14 protein-coding genes and 1 pseudogene are annotated in these 17,078 nt (G+C 70.6%); 3 read left to right on the top strand and 12 right to left on the bottom strand.

Annotated elements, in window-relative coordinates; all coding sequences use genetic code 11:
- Positions 1 to 2 precede the first annotated feature (2 nt).
- From IF22_RS0130395 to IF22_RS0130375, 5 genes and pseudogenes are all read right to left on the bottom strand, one after another.
- Positions 3 to 929 carry a carbohydrate ABC transporter permease gene (locus tag IF22_RS0130395; protein ID WP_030337779.1) on the bottom strand — a complete coding sequence of 309 codons (927 nt, stop codon included), beginning with the start codon at positions 927 to 929 and terminating at the stop codon, positions 3 to 5.
- On the bottom strand, positions 929 to 1,837 hold the full coding sequence (locus tag IF22_RS0130390; RefSeq protein WP_030337778.1) for a carbohydrate ABC transporter permease: 909 nt from the start codon (positions 1,835 to 1,837) through the stop codon (positions 929 to 931). Before IF22_RS0130390 ends, IF22_RS0130395 begins: the two co-directional genes overlap by 1 nt.
- Before the next feature lie 18 nt (positions 1,838 to 1,855).
- Positions 1,856 to 3,292 (bottom strand): N-acetylglucosamine/diacetylchitobiose ABC transporter substrate-binding protein, encoded by a 1,437-nt coding sequence (gene ngcE / locus IF22_RS0130385; protein ID WP_030337777.1) that lies wholly within the window; start codon positions 3,290 to 3,292, stop codon positions 1,856 to 1,858.
- A gap of 26 nt (positions 3,293 to 3,318) precedes the next feature.
- The gene (locus tag IF22_RS0130380; RefSeq protein ID WP_030337776.1) at positions 3,319 to 4,068 is read right to left on the bottom strand and encodes a sugar isomerase domain-containing protein; all 750 of its coding nucleotides are present in this window, start codon (positions 4,066 to 4,068) and stop codon (positions 3,319 to 3,321) included.
- A gap of 68 nt (positions 4,069 to 4,136) precedes the next feature.
- Positions 4,137 to 5,075, bottom strand: a pseudogene (locus IF22_RS0130375) (MurR/RpiR family transcriptional regulator); the annotation flags it as partial.
- A gap of 206 nt (positions 5,076 to 5,281) precedes the next feature.
- Here IF22_RS0130375 and IF22_RS0130370 point away from each other — a divergent pair.
- A complete protein-coding gene (locus tag IF22_RS0130370) occupies positions 5,282 to 6,268 on the top strand; it encodes an N-acetylglucosamine kinase (protein ID WP_030337774.1) in 987 nt (328 codons plus the stop codon).
- A 279-nt stretch (positions 6,269 to 6,547) separates the two neighbouring features.
- On the opposite strand, the gene IF22_RS0130365 is transcribed toward IF22_RS0130370, so the two are convergent.
- The 3 genes from IF22_RS0130365 to ngcE (IF22_RS0130355) all read right to left on the bottom strand — a co-directional run bounded on the left by IF22_RS0130365 (position 6,548) and on the right by ngcE (IF22_RS0130355) (position 9,832).
- Complete coding sequence (locus IF22_RS0130365) at positions 6,548 to 7,447, bottom strand: carbohydrate ABC transporter permease (RefSeq protein ID WP_030337773.1); 900 nt, start codon at positions 7,445 to 7,447, stop codon at positions 6,548 to 6,550.
- Positions 7,444 to 8,352: a carbohydrate ABC transporter permease gene (locus tag IF22_RS0130360; RefSeq protein ID WP_030337772.1), complete on the bottom strand. Its 909-nt coding sequence runs from the start codon at positions 8,350 to 8,352 to the stop codon at positions 7,444 to 7,446. The genes IF22_RS0130365 and IF22_RS0130360 overlap by 4 nt, the downstream gene beginning before the upstream one ends.
- 64 nt (positions 8,353 to 8,416) lie before the next feature.
- On the bottom strand, positions 8,417 to 9,832 hold the full coding sequence (ngcE, locus tag IF22_RS0130355) for an N-acetylglucosamine/diacetylchitobiose ABC transporter substrate-binding protein (protein WP_030337771.1): 1,416 nt from the start codon (positions 9,830 to 9,832) through the stop codon (positions 8,417 to 8,419).
- A gap of 190 nt (positions 9,833 to 10,022) precedes the next feature.
- Between ngcE (IF22_RS0130355) and IF22_RS0130350 the strand changes: the two genes are divergently transcribed.
- The gene (locus IF22_RS0130350; RefSeq protein ID WP_030337770.1) at positions 10,023 to 11,480 is read left to right on the top strand and encodes an acyltransferase family protein; all 1,458 of its coding nucleotides are present in this window, start codon (positions 10,023 to 10,025) and stop codon (positions 11,478 to 11,480) included.
- Here the strand turns inward: IF22_RS0130350 and IF22_RS0130345 are convergent.
- The 4 genes from IF22_RS0130345 to IF22_RS0130330 form a co-directional block, all read right to left on the bottom strand.
- Entirely contained in the window at positions 11,452 to 12,939 is a 1,488-nt protein-coding gene (locus tag IF22_RS0130345) for a CoA-acylating methylmalonate-semialdehyde dehydrogenase (RefSeq protein WP_030337769.1), read from the bottom strand. The two genes, IF22_RS0130350 and IF22_RS0130345, sit on opposite strands and share 29 nt — an antisense overlap.
- A complete protein-coding gene (locus IF22_RS0130340; RefSeq protein WP_030337768.1) occupies positions 12,936 to 14,234 on the bottom strand; it encodes an aspartate aminotransferase family protein in 1,299 nt (432 codons plus the stop codon). Before IF22_RS0130340 ends, IF22_RS0130345 begins: the two co-directional genes overlap by 4 nt.
- 107 nt (positions 14,235 to 14,341) lie before the next feature.
- Positions 14,342 to 15,115: a hypothetical protein gene (locus tag IF22_RS0130335; RefSeq protein WP_030337767.1), complete on the bottom strand. Its 774-nt coding sequence runs from the start codon at positions 15,113 to 15,115 to the stop codon at positions 14,342 to 14,344.
- 24 nt (positions 15,116 to 15,139) lie between these two features.
- Positions 15,140 to 16,009: a hypothetical protein gene (locus IF22_RS0130330; protein WP_030337766.1), complete on the bottom strand. Its 870-nt coding sequence runs from the start codon at positions 16,007 to 16,009 to the stop codon at positions 15,140 to 15,142.
- Positions 16,010 to 16,082: 73 nt separating this feature from the next.
- On the opposite strand from IF22_RS0130330, the gene IF22_RS0130325 reads away from it, so the two are divergent.
- Positions 16,083 to 17,048, top strand: coding sequence for a hypothetical protein (locus tag IF22_RS0130325; protein ID WP_167337355.1), 966 nt, complete (start codon positions 16,083 to 16,085; stop codon positions 17,046 to 17,048).
- Positions 17,049 to 17,078 lie beyond the last annotated feature (30 nt).

The raw sequence follows: 17,078 nt of genomic DNA, 5'->3' as shown, positions 1-17,078 counted from the left end.
CCCTACTTCACCGCACCGGAGGTGAGGCCGGCCTGGATCTGCCGCTGGAACAGCGCGTACACGAGGATCATCGGGAGGATGGCGATGGTCAGCGCGGCGAACAACCCGGACCAGTCCGCCTCGTAGCCGGCGTTGACCGAGATGTCGGCGATGCCCTGGGTGAGCACCCACTTGTCCTTGGCGTTGGAGAGCAGCACCAACGGGAGCTGGTACTGCGCCCACTGACCGATGATGTTGAAGATCGCGACGCTGATCAGGCCCGGCTTCGCCATCGGCATCATCACCTGGAAGAACAGTCGGCTGTGCCCACAGCCGTCGATCATCCCCGCCTCGGCCACCGACGACGGCAGCGTCTTGAAGAACGCCGCCAGGAAGAACACGGTGAACGGCAACGAGTACGCGGTGTAGACCAGCACCACGCCGGTGTGGGTGTCCAGCAGACCCAGGTTCTTCACCACGAAGAAGAGCGGCACCAGAGCCAGGAAGACCGGGAAGGCCAACCCCGAGACGAAGAGGAAGTAGACCGCCCGGTTGCCCCAGAACTTGTAGCGGGCCAGCACGTACGCGGCCATCGAGCCGAGCAGCATGGTGAGGAAGGTGCTGCACGACACCACGATCACGCTGTTCAGGAAGTACCGCCCGACGTGCGCCTTGGTCCAGGCCCGGGAGAAGTTCTCCCAGCGCAGCTCCGCCGGGAGCGTCCACGGGCTGCTGAAGATCTCGCTGGTGTTCTTGAACGCGGCGAGGAAGGTCCAGAGGATCGGCACGATCACGATCACCGCCCAGACGGCGAGCGCGACGTGCCCCAGGCTGGCAAAGAACCGTACCTCCGAGCGGGGGCCCTTGCGCCCCGGCCCGGCGGGGGCGGACGGGTCACCGGTCTTCGGCGGCAGCGCCGCCGGGGGCGGCAGCGTCGACTGCGGATTCATCAGTACTCCACGCTTTCCCGCTTGGTGAGCCGCAGCGTCAGCGCCGCGAACGTGAGGGTGAGGAAGAACAACGCCACGCCCATCGCCGAGGCGTAGCCGTACTTCGAGTAGACGAACGCGTTGCGGTAGATCTCCATGGCCAGCACTGTGGTGGCGCCGTCCGGGCCGCCACCGTCCACCGAGAGCACCGCCACGATGGCGAACGCGTCGAACGCCGCGATCCCGAGGTAGACCCAGGCCACCTGGAGGGTGTCCCACAGCAGCGGCAGGGTGACCCGGAAGAACAGGGTCACCTTCGACGCCCCGTCCATCTCGGCGGCCTCGTAGATCTCACCGGGAATGGAGGCCATCCCCGCCGAGAAGAGCACCACGTAGAAGCCGACCGCCTGCCAGACCAGCACCGCGATGATCGACCAGAGGGCCAGGTTCGGCTTCACCAGGAAGAGGATCGGCTCCAGGCCGAACTTCATCAGTACGCCGTTGATCAGACCGGACTCGTTCGGCCGGTACACCATCTGGAACAACACCGCGATGATGGCCACCGCCAGGACCTGGGGGAAGAAGAACACCACCCGGTAGAACTTCGCCCCCCAGACCCCCTGGCGTTGACCACCGCTGCTCTTGCCGCCCACGTTGAGCAGGAAGGCGAAGAACAGGGCGATGGCGATAGTGATCAGCGGCAGGGCAAGCAGCAGTACGCCGTGGTGCTGGACCGCCTTCCAGAAGGCCCCGTCGTCGAGCAACCTCCGGTAGTTGTCGAAGCCCACCCACTGCGGGGCGGAGAGCCCCCGCCAGTTGGTCATCGAGATCTGGAACGCCTGCGCGTACGGCCAGATCACGAATGTCACGTACAGCGCGACCGGGGCGAACAGGAACCCGATCACGAATGGATACTTGCCGTGCCGCATGACCCTAGCTCCGATCGATCAGCGCTTGAACTTGGCGACGGAGCTGTCCTTCTTGATCGCGTCGGCACGCTTCTGGATCCGCTCCACGAAGGCGTCCGCGTTGATCCGGCCGAACATCAGCTCGTTGGTGGCGGTCCGCGCCTCCGTGTCGAGCTCCTTGTACCAGCCGTCGAAGTACAGGTTGAACACGTCCTGACCGGCCGCCTTGAGCGCGGCCTGCGAGCTGGCCACACCGGGCGGGAAGGCGAAGCCCTCCGAACCGGCGGGGACCACGGTCGGGGCCTTGACGACCTCGGTGAAGCCCTTCGCGCCCTCCTTGGACAGCATCTGGCGCATGTACTCCAGGCCACCCTTGGGGTTCTTGCTCTTCGCCGAGACGAAGTAGCCCTCACCGGCGGTGGCCCGCAGCGCGGTGGCCGGCAGCTTGTCCGAGGCGGACATGCTCGGCACCGGCATGAGCTGGTAGTCGAAGCCGGCCGGCGTGTCCTTCTTCTGCTCGCCCTCCAGCCAGTCACCGCTCGGGTAGAGGGCCACCTTGTACTGGTTCTGCCGCAGCTGCACGTCGGTGTGCTTGAGGCCCTCGAAGCTCTTGTCGCTGAACTTCGCGCCGACCTCGGCCCACGCGGTGGCCGCCTGCTTCACGGCGTCCTGCTGCCAGGCGCCGTCCTCCAGGTTGTCGATGTTCTTCAGCACGTCCACGCCGCCGATCTTGGCGGCGTGGGTGAGGATCACGTTCCACTGGTAGTAGGCCGCGTTCGCACCGGCGTAGCCGTACGGGGTGATGCCCTTGGCCTTGATGGCCGTGAGCAGGGCGATGAACTCTTCCCAGTTCTTCGCCGGCGCCCAGCCGTTGTCCTTGAACAGCTTGCCCGAGTACCAGATGCCGAAGACCGTGGAGACGTAGTACAGGACGTACGGCTTGCCGTTGAACGAGCCCGCCTCGATGGTGCCGGGCACCACCGTGTCGCGGACCTTCTTCGTCGGGTCGTCGACCGACGGCGCGTCCCACAGCTCGGTGAGGTCCTGGAGCTGACCGTCGGCCACGAGCGCGCCGAAGTCCATCAGCTTCTCGCCCGAGTTGTTCACGAACTCCGGCGGGTTACCGGAGGCGAACCGCGGCTGGAGCACGGTGGAGACGGCCTGGGTGGCCTGGTGCTTGACCTCCGCCTTGGGGAACGCCTTCTTGTACAGCGGCTCGTGCACGTCGGTGGCGTACTTCTCGCCGTAGCCACCGTTGAAGATGACCACCTCGATCGCGGCGTCCTCCTTGACGCCCAGCGGGTTCTTCTCGCTCTTCGTGCCGCCGGCGACCTGCTCGTTGTCGCCGTCGTTGCTGCTGGTGGCGCAGGCACCGAGCAGGCCGATGGCCGGAGTGGCGAGCATGCCCACGGCGGCGGCGCGACGCAGCACCGTGCGACGGTCGAGTGCGGCCGGGTGTTCGGGGGTAATCGACATCGTCGTCTCTCCTTGTGGAATTCGGGTCATGCGGTACGCCGGAGACGTCCGGCGTACCGCGACTCGAGGGCGAGGTTGTGCTCGTCCCCTCCGGGGACGTTGGCGGAGAGGTAGATAGGGGGTACCTCTCCGGCCTGGTGGAACCGTCGTACGACCTCCGCGGTCAGCAGCTGCGCCAGCAGCGCCGTGGTGACCGAGGAGACCGCACAGACCGCGCCGCCGCCCTCGAGCGGCAGCAGTGCATCGCCGTACGGCGCGCCGTTGTCCAGCACGACGTCGGCGAGGTCGGCGAGCCGATGCCCGGACGGGTGCCGTGGCGCCACCCGTGCGGTGTGCTCGACCGAGGTGACCGCGATCAACGGGTGACCGCGCTCGGTGACCAGCGCCGCCAGCTCGACCACCGAGCCGTTGATGCCGGACTGGGACGCCACCACGAACACGTCGCGCGGCTGGGGCGCCGCGAGCGCGTAGATCTGGTGGGCGATGGAGGGGTCACGTTCCAGTTTGGGGTCGGCGAGCACGTCGCGCGGGGCGTCACCGTGCATCACGAGGTCCCGTACCGAGAGCCGGTTGGTGGGGACCAACCCGCCGGCCCGGGCGACCAGTTCGGCGGCGAACGCCTCCGAGTGCCCGGCGCCGAACGCCTGGAGCACGCCGCCGTCGCGCAGGCTGGTGGCGATCAGGTCGGCGGCCCGGGTGATCCCGTCGGCCTCCGAGTCGAGCAGCCGGTCGAGCACCGGGCGGACGGCGTCCGCGTACCCCTGGGCGCTGATCATGAGTCGGCTCCCTCGGATGCTGTCGGGAAACCTCGTGTCGGCTGCGGCGGGTGGCTTCCCGGCGGCCGCTTCGCCGACTTGTGTCCGTCGACGGCCTGTGCGGTCCGCCGGAAGGCCGCGTGCGCGCGGTCGTGCGTGCGTTGGGCGACGGCGATGTAGAGCAGGTCGAGCACCACCAGCTGGGGGTGCCGGGCGGAGAGCGCGTCCGGCCGGAAGGTGGTCGCCTGGCTGGCCGTGAGCAGCACGATGTCGGCCAGCTCGGCCAGTGGCGAGCGGGGGAAGCCGGTGAGCGCGAGCGTGGTGGCGCCCCGGCTGCCCGCCTCGGCGAGCATCTCGATGGTCTCCCGGGTCTGCCCGGTGTGCGAGATGCCGAGCGCCACATCCCCCGGTCGCAGCAGGGCGGCGCTGGCCAGCCCCTCGTGCACGTCGTTCCACGCCCACGCCGCCACCCCGATGCGGTGCAGACTGAACTGCATCTCCTCGCCGACCAGGGCGCTGCCGCTGGCGCCGAAGATGTTGACCCGGCTGGCGCCGGCGATCGCCACGGCGGCCCGCTCCACCTCGCCGAGGTCGAGCAGGGTGGCGGTGTCGTGCATGGCTCGGGTGTCGGCGGCCATGATCTGGTCGAGCACCCGGGCGAGCGGGTCGCTCGGCTGGATCTCCCGTCCGATGTCGACCGTCCAACCGGCCGAGCGCGCCCGCCCGGTCTCGGAAGCGATGCCCAGTCGCAGGTCGGCGTACCCCTCGAAGCCCATCGCCCGGCAGAACCGGGTGATGGTCGCCGGTGAGGTGCCGCTGCGCTCGGCCAGCTCCACGATTGTCGATCGGGCGGCGGCCTCCGGGTCGCTGAGCACGTGCTCGGCGACCCGGTGCAGGGCGCCGGTCAACTCCCCGAGCCCGTTGCGCACCCTTGCCAGCACCCCGTCGGAGGGCGAGGTTCTGCGGTCGATCACGTCGGCGTCGACCACCGCGGTCCCAGCGGCGGTGTCCACCTCGTGATCAACCATGAGTCGCCTCAACTTTCCGAAAAGACTGTTAACCGTTAGTGGTAAAAGTTCTTACTAGACGCCCCTCTATGTCAAGACCGTGGGCGAAGTTTTCAAACTGTTACCCGGCGCACAGCCCCGCACGGCCCCCACCACTTGCCCCGCACCACGCCGCCGACCAGCATGAACAAGCCAGATCGCCGTTCCACGCAAGGAGACCCGTGCCGATGTCCGACACCGTCGTGGTGGGGCTCGACGTCGGCGGTACGTCCACCCGGGCGACCGTCCTCACCCTCACCGGGCACCGCGTCGGCACCGGCCGCGCCGGCGGCGGCAACCCCACCAGTCACGGCGCCGAACGCGCCGCCGCCGAACTGCTGACCGCACTGCGCGAGGCGCTCGCCGACGTCGACCCGGCGCGGGCCGCCGCCGGCACCATCGGTCTCGCCGGAGCGGGCCGGCTGCTCGCCGACCCGGCCGGAAGGGCCGCCTTCGACCAGGCCTGGCGCGACGCCGGCCTGCGCTGCCCGTACGAGGTGCACGGCGACGCCCTGGTCGCCTACGCCTCCGGCACCGCCGCCCCGGACGGCACCATCCTCATCGCCGGCACGGGGGCAATCACCGCGCAGGTCCACGACCTGCGGCTCGACCGGATCGCCGACGGCCACGGCTGGCTCCTCGGCGACGCCGGCTCCGGCTTCTGGCTCGGCCGGGAAGCGGTACGCCGGCTACTCGCCGATCTCGACGCGGGGCGTGCCCCAGGCGCGCTGGCCACGACCGTCCTCACCGAACTGCTGGGCAGCGCCGACATCGCCGCCCGCCCCCGGGACACCGTCGACGCCACCATCCAGACGGTGACCCGTCGACCCCCCGTCGAACTCGCCCGGCTCGCACCGCTGGTCGTCGACGCCGCCACCCACGGCGACCCGGTCGCCACCGCGCTGATCACCGAAGCCGCCGCGCACCTGACCGAGAGCGTGAGTCGCATCCGCACCGCCGGGGCGGTGACACCCGTCGTGCTCGGCGGTGGCCTGCTCACCGCGGACACCCCGCTCGCCACCGCCGTCCGGGCCGAGATCGCCCGACGCTGGCCGGACGCGCCGGTGCGTACCGCCGCAGACGGGGCCGCCGCCGCGGCCTGGCTCGCCGCCCGCGGCCTACCCGAGGTCACCGACCCCGCCGCCCTGCACGCCCGTCTCTTCCCCACCCCCTGACCCACCACGCCCCACCACCCGGCCGCCAGCACCTGGCCGCCCCGCGCCCCCACCGCCCCCGCGCTCGCGCATGGGGCCCGGGCGCGCCGGTCATGATCGCGCTCGAACCAGGAAGTAGTGGCCTCGTGCCACGAGGAGGGGACCACATCCAGGATCGAGCACGATCATGACCGGGCGAGGGGGTCGGGCGGACCGGGCGGAGGGTCGCGGCCGGGTCGGGCGGGAGGTCGTGTTCGGGCCGCACACCGGGTGGTCGTTATCGGTCAGGGTGGCGGGCCGCTACTTGAGTTGGCCGGCGGTCAGGCCAGCCTGCACCTGACGCTGGAACGCCACGTACACGGCGAGCACCGGGAGCACCGCGATGCTCAGTCCGGCGAACAGCCGGGCGTAGTCACCGGCGTAGCCCTGACTGACCGAGAGCGCGAACAGCCCCTGGGCCAGCATCCACTTGGACTCGTCGCCCTGCAACAGCACCTGCGGCAGCAGGAACTGGTTCCAGTGGCTGAGGAAGTTGAAGATCGCCACGCTGATCAGTCCCGGACGTGCCATCGGCAGCATCACCCGGAAGAAGAGCCGGAAGTGGCCGCAGCCGTCGACCAGCGCGGCCTCCGCCACCGACGTCGGCAGGGTCCGGAAGAACGCGGTCAGGAAGAACACCGTGAACGGCAGCGAGTACGCCGCGTAGACGAGGATCAACCCGAGCCAGGTGTTGAAGAGGCCGGCGTTGCGGACCACGAAGAAGAGCGGCACCAGGGCAAGGAACACCGGGAACATGAGGCCGCCGACGAACAGGTAGTAGACGACCTGGCGGCCCCGGAACTCGTAGCGGGCGAAGACGTACGCGGCGGTCGCCCCCATCAGCATGGTGAGGCTGACCGAACCGGCGACCACCACCATGCTGTTCAGGAAGTACCGGCCGATGTGCGCGCCGGTCCAGGCCCGCGCCCAGTTGTCCAGGTGCAACGCGCCGGGGAGACTCCACGGGTCGGCGAGGATCTCACCGTTGGTCTTGAACGAGCTGATGAACATCCACAGCAGTGGCAGGACGGTGAGCAGACCCCAGACCAGCAGGAAGCCGTGCGAGAGGGTGTTGGCCACGCCGAGTTCCCGGCGCACCGGGCGGTCCCGGCGGACGACCGGGGTCGGGGCGGTCGTGGTGGGCTGATCCAGAGTGGTCACGAGTACTCGATCCGTTCGCGCCGGCCGATGCGCAGCGACAGCACCGCCACCGAGAGGGTCAGGAAGAACATCACCACGCCGATCGCCGAGGCGTAGCCGAACTTGGTCTCGCTGCCGAAGGCGGTGTCGTACATCCGTACGCCGATCACGTCGGTGGAGAAGTTCGGGCCGCCGTTGGTCATGAGCTGCACCAGGATGAACCCGTCCAGGGCGAAGATGGCCAGGTAGACCCAGGCGACCTGGACGGTGTCCCAGAGCAGCGGCAGGGTGACCCGACGCAGGGTGGTGAACCGGGACGCGCCATCGAGCAGCACCGCCTCGTAGATCTCCTTCGGCACTGCCGACATCGCCGCGCCGAACAGCACCACGTAGAAGCCGACGTTGCTCCACACCATCACCGCCAGGACGCACCAGAAGGCGGTCGCCGGGTCGCCGAGCCAGGTCGGCGAGGGCAGGCCGAGACCGTGCAGTGCGCTGGTCAGCAGCCCCTTGTTGGGGTGGTACACCTCCTTCCAGAGCAGCGCGATGATCACCACGGAGAGCACCTGCGGGAAGAAGTAGACGGTGCGGTAGAGCGCGCCACCGCGTACGCCGGTCACGCCGGCGCTGCCCTTGCGCCCGCCCATGGCGAGCATGGTGGCGAAGAAGAGCCCCAGCACGATGGTCAGCACCGGCACGAGAGCCAACAGGATCACGTTGTTCTTCAGCGCGTTCCACACGTAGTCGTCGTGCCAGAGGGCCTTGAAGTTGGCCAGGCCGACCGGGTTCGCGTCGGCCGAGTAGCCGAGCCAGTCGGTGGTGGAGATCTGGAACGCCTGGAGGTACGGCGAGACGACGAAGAAGACGTACAGCAGCACCGGCGGCACCAGGAACGTGACGATCAGCGGCCACTTGCCATGTTTCACGAGGTGGACCTCTCCGAGGGGGTACGGCCGGTGGGGAAGGGCGTCTCCCCCACCGGCCAGGCGGTCAGGCCGCTCGCTTGTACTTCTTGATCGAGCTGTCCTGGGCGATCGAGTCGGCGCCCTTCTGGCACTGCTCGAGGAACTCCGCGGGACCGATCCGGCCACTGAAGAACTCGCCGCACGCGGCGTCGACGAGGTTGCGCTCCAACTTGCGGTAGAAGTTGTTGTAGACCCAGTTGAAGCCGTTGGCGCCGGACGCGTCGAGGGCCTTGACCACGGTGCTCAGCCCGTACGGCAGCTCGACACCCTCGGTGGCGCCGGCGACCACGGTGAGGCTGGCGACCTTCTTCGTGAAGTCCTGGGCGCCCTTCTTGGAGAGCATGGTCCGGAAGTACTCCAGGCCGCCGGCGACGTTGCGGGCCTTGGCGGGCACCATGAACGGTTCCCCGGCAGTACCTCGGATCGCCTCGAACGGCAGCTTGTCACCGCTGCCCAGGCTCGGCGTCGGCTGAATGGTCATGTTGAACCCGGCCGGGGTGACGTCCTTCTGTTCGCTCTCCAGCCAGGAGCCGCAGGAGATGAAGGCGGCCTTGCCCTGGCACCAGGCGGTCTGCGACTGCTTGTGGTCCAGGCCGGACGAGCCGTCCAGGATGTACTTGTCCTTCACGATCTGGTGCCAGGCGTCGGCGGCGGTCCGCATCGAGTCGGACTTCCAGGCGTTCGGCTCCAGGTTGTCGATGGCGGTCGCCACCGACGGGCCACCGAGCTTGATGGCGGTGGAGATCAGCGGCCAGCTCATGTAGCGCGGGTGCAGGCCGGCGTACGTCCAGGGGGCGATGCCGGCGGCCTTGATCTGCTTGCAGAGCGCGATGTGGTCGTCCCAGGTCTTCGCGTACGACCAGCCGCGGTCGGCGAAGAGCTTGGCGGAGTGCCAGATGCCGTAGGCGGTGTAGGTGTAGTTGAGCACCAGGAACTTGCCGTCGTAGGAGCCGACCTCGACGGCGCCGGGCAGCAGGGTTTCCTTGACCGTCTTGCCGGGGATGTCGAGGCTCGGGGCGGCCAGCAGCTCGTCGAGGCCGGCGAGGGCGTTCTGGCTGACCAGCCCGTTGAAGTCGATCTGGCCGGAGCCGGAGTTGTTGACCACGTCGGGCGGGGTGCCGTCGACGAAGCGTGGCTGGAGAGTCTTGCTGATCTCCTGGGTGGAGGAGTGCTTGATCTTCGCCTTCGGGTACTTCTCGGTGTACATGGCCTCGTGGGCCTTGGCGTACTCCTCACCGAACCCGCCGCCGAAGATCACCACCTCGAGTGGGGCGTCCTCCTTCACGCCGAGCGGGTTCTGGGCGCTCTTGGTGCCCTGGTAGGTCTCGGCATCGTTCTTGTCACCGCCACCGCTGGTGGCGCAGCCGGACAGCAGGCCGGCGGCGGGGGTGGCCAGGAGGCCGGCGGCGGCGCTGCGCCGCAGGATGTCACGCCTGTTCATGGGTTCTCCTCGGGTCGGGTCGGGCGGCCGCCGGTGTGGGGGGAGGCGTCCGCCGCGCGAGGCGCGGTGATTCTCTTCAGTTCATGCTCTGTTGCTGAAGAATTTCTACGACAGCCGGGCCCGGACTTCAAGTCCTGACTGTCGAACCGTTATCACCACCAGCCGTCGCCGGGTCGCCTAGCCTGAGGCGATGCGCCGTCTGCGCCAGCTGGCCGAGCACACCCCGGCTGGGCGGGAACGGTACGTCGACCTGCTCCGCGCGCTCGCCATCACCATGGTCGTTTTCGGACACTGGAGCGTCACGGTGATCGGGCGCGACGCCGCCGGGCAGGCCACCGGCCACTCCGCACTCGGCGACCTGCGCTGGGCGTACCCGCTGACCTGGCTGGCCCAGGTCATGCCGGTCTTCTTCCTGGTCGGGGGGTACGCCAACGCGGCCTCGCTGACCCGGCTGCGGGCCCGCGGCGGCGACGCACCCGGCTGGTTGATCGACCGCAGTGCCCGCCTGGTCCGCCCCACCAGCACACTGCTGCTGGTGCTCACCGCCGCGGCGGCGGCCGCCTGGCTGCGTGGTGCCGAGCCGACCCGGATCCGCGAGGTCGTCTGGTTCGCCACCATTCCGCTCTGGTTCCTGGTCGCCTACCTGGCGGCGGTCGTGCTCACCCCGGCGATGTACGCGCTGCACCGCCGTCTCGGCCTGGCCGTGCCGCTGGTCCTGGTGGTTCTGGTCGGCCTCGGCGACCTCGGCCGGCTGATCGGGCCGGAGGAGCTGAGTTACGGCAACTACCTGTTCGGATGGCTCGCCGTCCACCAGCTCGGCTTCGCCTGGCACGACACCCGCACCGTGCCGCCCGCCCGTCGGGCCGCGCCGCCGCAGCCGTCGACCGGCCCGGCTGGCCAGACCGCGCCACCACCCGCCGAGGCCGACGCCGCCGGGCCGTCGACACCCGACCGTCCCGGGGTACGCCGACGACGGCTGCCCACCTCCCGCCGGGCCGGCCTGGTGTTCCTGACCGCTGGGATTGGTGCGGCGCTGCTGCTCACCGTGCTCGGCCCGTGGCCCGTGGTCATGCTCAAGGTGCCCGACGAACGGTTCGACAACAGCGCGCCGCCCAGCCTCGCGTTGCTGGCCGTCGCCGCCGGCCAGCTCGGGGTGATCCTGCTGCTGCGCGGCCCGGCGGAGCGGCTGCTACGGCGCACCGGGCCGTGGCAGCTGGTGATCGGGGTCAACCTGGTGGTGCTGACCGTCTTCCTCTGGCACCTCACTGCCGCGATCCTGCTGATCGGGATGCTCGACGCGGTCGGGACGCTGCCCGCCCCGGCGGTCGACACTGCCGCCTGGTGGGCCTGGCGGGTGCCCTGGCTGCTGCTGCTCAGCGCCGTCCTGGTGGCGCTCGTCGCCATCTTCGGCCCGGTGGAGGCGCGCAGCGCCCGGCACCGCACCGGACGCCGGACCCGGGGCAGCCCCGCCCGGGCGGCGTTGGCGGTGGCCGGCTACGCCGCCGTGGTGGCCGCGTTGCTGATCAACAGCGCCACACCGCAGCGGGCCCCGGAGCCGCTCGGCACGCCCGTCCCGGCGCTGGTGGCGTACCTGGCCGGGGCGGGCGTGCTGCGACTGCTCAGGTCTGGGTGGGGAACCCGAGGTTGACCCCGCCGTGCCGGGGATCCAACCAGCGACTGGTGACGACCTTGCCCCGGGTGAAGAACCGCACCCCGTCCTCACCGTGCGCGTGCAGGTCACCGAAGAGCGACGACTTCCAGCCGCCGAACGAGTGGTACGCCATCGGCACCGGAATCGGCACGTTGATCCCGACCATGCCCACCTCCACCTCGTGCTGGTAGCGGCGGGCCGCGCCGCCGTCGTTGGTGAAGATCGCCGTGCCGTTGCCGTACGGGCTGGCGTTGACCAGTTCCACCGCCTCGTCGTACGAGCCGACCCGGACCACACTCAGCACCGGCCCGAAGACCTCGTCGGTGTAGATCGACATGTCCGGGGTCACCCTGTCGAACAGCGTCGGGCCGAGCCAGAAACCGTCCGGGTCGCCGTCCGGCGTCACGTCCCGCCCGTCCACCACCGGCACCGCGCCGGCGGCCACACCCGCGTCCACGTAGGAGCGCACCTTCGCCGCGTGCGCGGCGGTCACCAGCGGGCCCATGTCGCAGCCCCGTCGACCGTCGCCGGTGCGCAGACCGGCCATCCGCTCGGCGATCCGCTCGACCAACTCGTCCGCCACCGGCTCCACCGCCACCAGCACCGAGATGGCCATGCACCGCTCCCCCGCCGAACCGAACCCGGCGTTGACCGCCGCGTCGGCGGCCAGGTCCAGGTCGGCGTCCGGGAGCACCACCATGTGGTTCTTCGCCCCACCGAGCGCCTGCACCCGCTTACCGGCGGCCGTCCCGCGCTGGTAGACGTACCGGGCGATCGGGGTGGAGCCGACGAACGACACCGACCGCACCTCCGGGTGCTCCAGCAACGCGTCGACCGCTTCCTTGTCACCGTTCACCACGTTCAGCACCCCGTCGGGCAGGCCCGCCTCGGCGAACCACTCCGCCAGCAGCAGCGACGCGCTCGGGTCCTTCTCGCTCGGCTTGAGAACCACCGCGTTGCCGCAGGCCACCGCCACCGGCACGAACCACAGCGGCACCATCACCGGGAAGTTGAACGGCGAGATCACCGCCACCACCCCGAGCGGCTGCCGGATCGTGTACGAGTCGACCTCGGTCGACACGTTCTCGCTGAACGCGCCGCGCAGCGCCGACGGCAGCCCACACGCGTACTCGATGACCTCCAGGCCGCGCTGCACCTCGCCCGCGGCGTCGGCGAGCACCTTGCCGTGCTCGGCGGTGATCACCTCGGCAAGCCGGTCCCGGCGGGCGTGCACCAACTCCCGGAAGGCGAACAGCACCGCCGAGCGCTTCGCCAACGACGCGTCCCGCCAGGCCCGCGCCGCGCGGGCGGCGGCCTGCACCGCGACGTCGACGTCCGCGGTGCAGGCCAGCTCGACCTCGGCGGTACGCCGACCGGTCGCCGGATCGAACACGTCGCCGCGCCGCGCCGACGTGCCGCCGACCCGCTTGCCGTCGATGAAGTGACCGATGCTCATGCCGCCACCCCCGCGCACGAGCGGATCGCGTCGACGAGGATCGCCAGGCCCTCCCGGGCCTCCGCCTCGGTCAGCGTCAACGGTGGACCCATCCGCAGCACGTTGCCGTGCAGGCCGCCCTTGCCGGCCAGCAGACCACCCTCCCGGGCGGCCTCGAAGACCCGGTTGGTCAACGCCGGGTCCGGTTCGCTGGTGCCCGATCGGACGAACTCGACGCCGAGCATCAGCCCCTTTCCGCGTACCTCGGCGACGCAGTCGAGCCCACCCACCGCGGACCGCAGGCCGTCGGCGAGGATCGCGCCGACGCGGGCCGCGTTCGCCTGGAGGTCGTGCTCCAGGAGATAGTCGAGCACCGCGTTGCCGGCCGCCGTGGAGATCGGGTTGCCGCCGAAGGTGGAGAAGCTGATGGCCGCCACCGACTCCAGCACCTCGGCCCGACCGACCACCCCGGCGAGGGCGAAGCCGTTGCCGATGCCCTTGGCGAAGGTGAGCAGGTCCGGGGTGACGCCGTGCGCCTGGTAACCCCAGAAGTGCTCCCCGGTACGCCCCCAGCCGGTCTGCACCTCGTCGGCGATGAACAGGATGCCGTGCTCGTCGAGGACCTTCTTCCAGCCGGCGAAGAGCCCGTCCGGCGGGTGCACGAACCCGCCCACGCCCTGGATCGGCTCGGCGATCAGCGCGGCCACGTCACCGGCGGTCTGGGTGGCCAGCACCTCGCGCAGGTCCTCCACCGCCGCGTCGACCTGCTCGTCGGCGCTGAGCCGGGCCAGCAGCCCGCGCACCCGGTCGCCCGAGTGCAGCCAGGCCACCTGGAGCGGGTTGAGGCCGCTGGCCGACCAGTTGCGGTTGCCGGTGACCCCCATCGCCGCGTACGACCGGCCGTGGTAACTGTTGCGCACGGCCAGGACCTGGTGCGATCGGCGGTGGTTGGTGGCGACCAGCAGCGCCGCCTCGTTCGCCTCCGTGCCGGAGTTGGTGAAGAACACCCGGGCGTCCGGGATGCCGGAGCGCTGGGCGATCTTCTCGGCCAGCTCCACCTGTTGGCGGATCAGGTAGAGCGTCGAGGTGTGCACGATGCCGGTGGCCAACTGCCGCTCGACGGCCTCCCGGATCTCCGGGATGTCGTACCCGATCATGTTGGTCAGCACCCCGCCGAAGAAGTCCAGGTAGCTGCGACCCTGCGCGTCGGTGACCCGGCGGCCCGAGCCGGACACCAGCTCGATCGGCTCGGCGTAGTACAGCGGCATCCAGGACGGGAGCACGGCCCGGTGCCGGGCCAGCAGGTCGTCGGTCATCGTGGCAACCCTTCAGCGGCGTTCGTGGATACCGCACGCTCCCACCGCCAGCCGAGGCGAACAACTGCCACTGTGTAGCGCAGCAGGCATCCGCTCCTGACAGTGCGTCAGACACCCGGCACGCCTCGTCCGGCGGCGCCCAGCGCGGCCCGACGCCGAACCACGCCCAAGGACGTCGACGCGTGCAGCGCCACGGCCAGCATCGTGAACGCCAACCAGCCGGCCACCAGCGCGGCGACCGTCGAATGGTCCTGCCACCAGTGGTACGCGGCGAGGAAACCAACGAGCGCCAGGCTGTTGCGGGCGAAGTGCCGCGTGAACGCCACCAGGTCTCGGCGACCCTCGACGGCCACCAGCACCCCCGAGTACGGAAACGTCACCACCATGGCGCGCAGCACCTCGCCGAGCAGCCCGGTGAGTGTCGCGCCCACCAGGATCACCAGCAGCTTGACCGGCGCCGGCATCCGACGCCCCTGCGCCGCGAGCGGGCCCGACGGTTGCGGCGACGCGGCGGGGCGGTTTCGGCGTAGCAGCAGCATGGCCAGCCCCCACAGCGTCACCGACCCGGCCAACGCCAACTCGAACGGCACCGGCACGGCGAGCAGGACGGCGCTGAACGCCACGTACGCGACGATCCCGGCGGCGTCGGCGAGCAGGATCGGCCAGCGCAGCCGGTGGTGGGTGACTGTCACGACGACGAAGAACAGGTTGAGGCCGAGCACCCCGAGCAGTTGCGCGCCCTCAACCCGATGCCCGGTGCTCATCAGGGCCAGCGTCATCGGCAGCGGAAGACTGTAGACGAGCGCCCGCAGTCGTACCGATCGGATCAGGCTGACCGCCCAGACAACCGCGGTCACCAGCAGCACGGCCTGAACGGTCATCGGGGGCACACCCTCCGGTCGCGGTCAGTCGAGGAAGGTCGCCGCCTCGACGCAGACCTCGAAGACGTCGGTCAGCCGGGCCAGATCCCCGGCATTCACCGAGAACTGGTTCTCGGTGATCTCGCCGTGCGCGCTCATCCGACCCTCCCAGCACGCCGTACCGTCCCACAGCGTCAGGTTGACGTGCCGGGACGCGTCGACCACGCCCCACGGCAACAGACCCACCCGCACCCCGGCCCGCCGCTGCGCCCGCACCAGGTCGGTCAGCTCGTCGGTGAGCCCAGCGTGCAGAAAGATCCGGGTGACCTGGACGCCACGAGCCAGCGCCTCGATGTTCGTCGCCCAGTAGTGCCGGCCGATCTCGCTGCGCCACCAGCTCAGCTCGCCACTGGCCCTCGGCATCACGTTCGTCACCGCGTCCAACCGCTGTCGGCACTCGCGGGTGCCCCCGAGCAGGTCCTGGCAGTCGCCGCCGGGCCGGATGATCCGACCGACGCGCAGTTGCTCGGTCTCCGCGCGGAACCGTTCGAACCGGCGGCGGGCCTCCTCGGCCACCCGACTGCCCGGATGCCGCTCGACCGCCTCACGGGTGCCGGTGACCACCTCCGGCACGGCGTGCACCAGCCACGGCGGCCCCTCCAGCAGCGTCCGCAGGTGGAACCGGCGCTCGGCGCGGGCCAGCGAGTCGACCAGCAGCGAGATGGTGGTGCCCATCAGCCCAGCGAGCAACGACTCCACGCCGGTTGCCGCGTTGGTCAGGTCCAACGTCACGGACAGCGAGACGGACAGCAGGATGCCGACCAACGCGACCGGGTCGGTGTGCGCCAGCAGCCGGACGATCCCGCCCGCCGAACCGACCCGGCCGGGGCGGGATCGGCGAAGCAGATCGGCCATCGAGGTACCTCCCGGGCGCCGGCTGCTGTCAGGGTACGACGGGACGACAACCACTCCCCGGTACGATCCGGCGGTGCCCGAGCTGCCCGTACCGCTGCCCGTCGGTGCGCCGGGCGAGCCCGCCGCCGGCATCGCCGGCTGGGTCTGCGCGGATCCGCTCCGCGGCCTGGTCGCCCGCTTCGGCGGCGCCTGGCCCGACGGCGATCTCACCGAGGTGCTCCGATTCCTGGACGAGTTCTCCGCCCGACACTGGGACTTCCGGGGTGGCCGGGAACGGCCCGACGCGCGCGAACCCGACCTCGATCCGGCCACCGCCGCGCTGGTGCTCGACGCGGCAGCCGCGCTCGGGCTGGTCCATCCGGTGCCGCCGACCCGTGGCGCGTACGCCCACCTGGTGGTGCTCGGCGGCCTGGCACACGCCTGCGTGCGCCGCGTCACCTACGCCGCGCACCTGCTGCGTGCCGGGCTGGCGGTGGGCGGCGAGGTGGCCGTGCTGGGCAGCTTCCGGCCGCTGTCCGAGTGGGAACGCGCGACGCTGGCCGACGCTGGCCTGCCGGCCGACGACACCGAGGTGGACGTGCTGGACACGGCGGTCCGGCGGGCGTTCGGGGTGGCCGTCCCGGCGGAGCGCGACGGGGTCGACGCAGGCCACCCGCACCACTCCTGGTCGTCGCGGACCTACCACCCCAGGGGCCTGCCGCCGGTACGGGTGCTGGCGGCGCCGTCGAGCGAACCGCACCTGCGGCGGGCGCACACCGCGGACACGCAGCGTTTCTGGGCCGGGCACGCCCAGGTCGCCCCGGGCGATCAGGTGCTGATGCTCACCGCGCCGATCTACGTGCCGTTCCAGCACTGCGACGCGCTGCGCACCCTGGCCCTGCCGTACGGCTGCGGGATCGACACCGTCGGGGTGGACCCCACCCTGCCCGGCCTGGCCCGGCTGCCGGAGCAGACGCTCAGCCCCGGCCGCTACCTGCAGGAGATCCGCTCGGCCGTCCGGTCGATGCGGGCCCTGCACGCGGCGCTGGTCGCCGGCTGACCCGGGCATGGTCGAGGGCCGGCGCACGGC

The sequence above is a fragment of the Micromonospora parva genome, assembly GCF_000718515.1.
Classification (GTDB): Bacteria; Actinomycetota; Actinomycetes; order Mycobacteriales; family Micromonosporaceae; genus Micromonospora; species Micromonospora parva.
The sequence above is the reverse complement of the archived record's forward strand: the minus strand, read 5'-3'. Positions and strand labels throughout refer to the sequence as shown.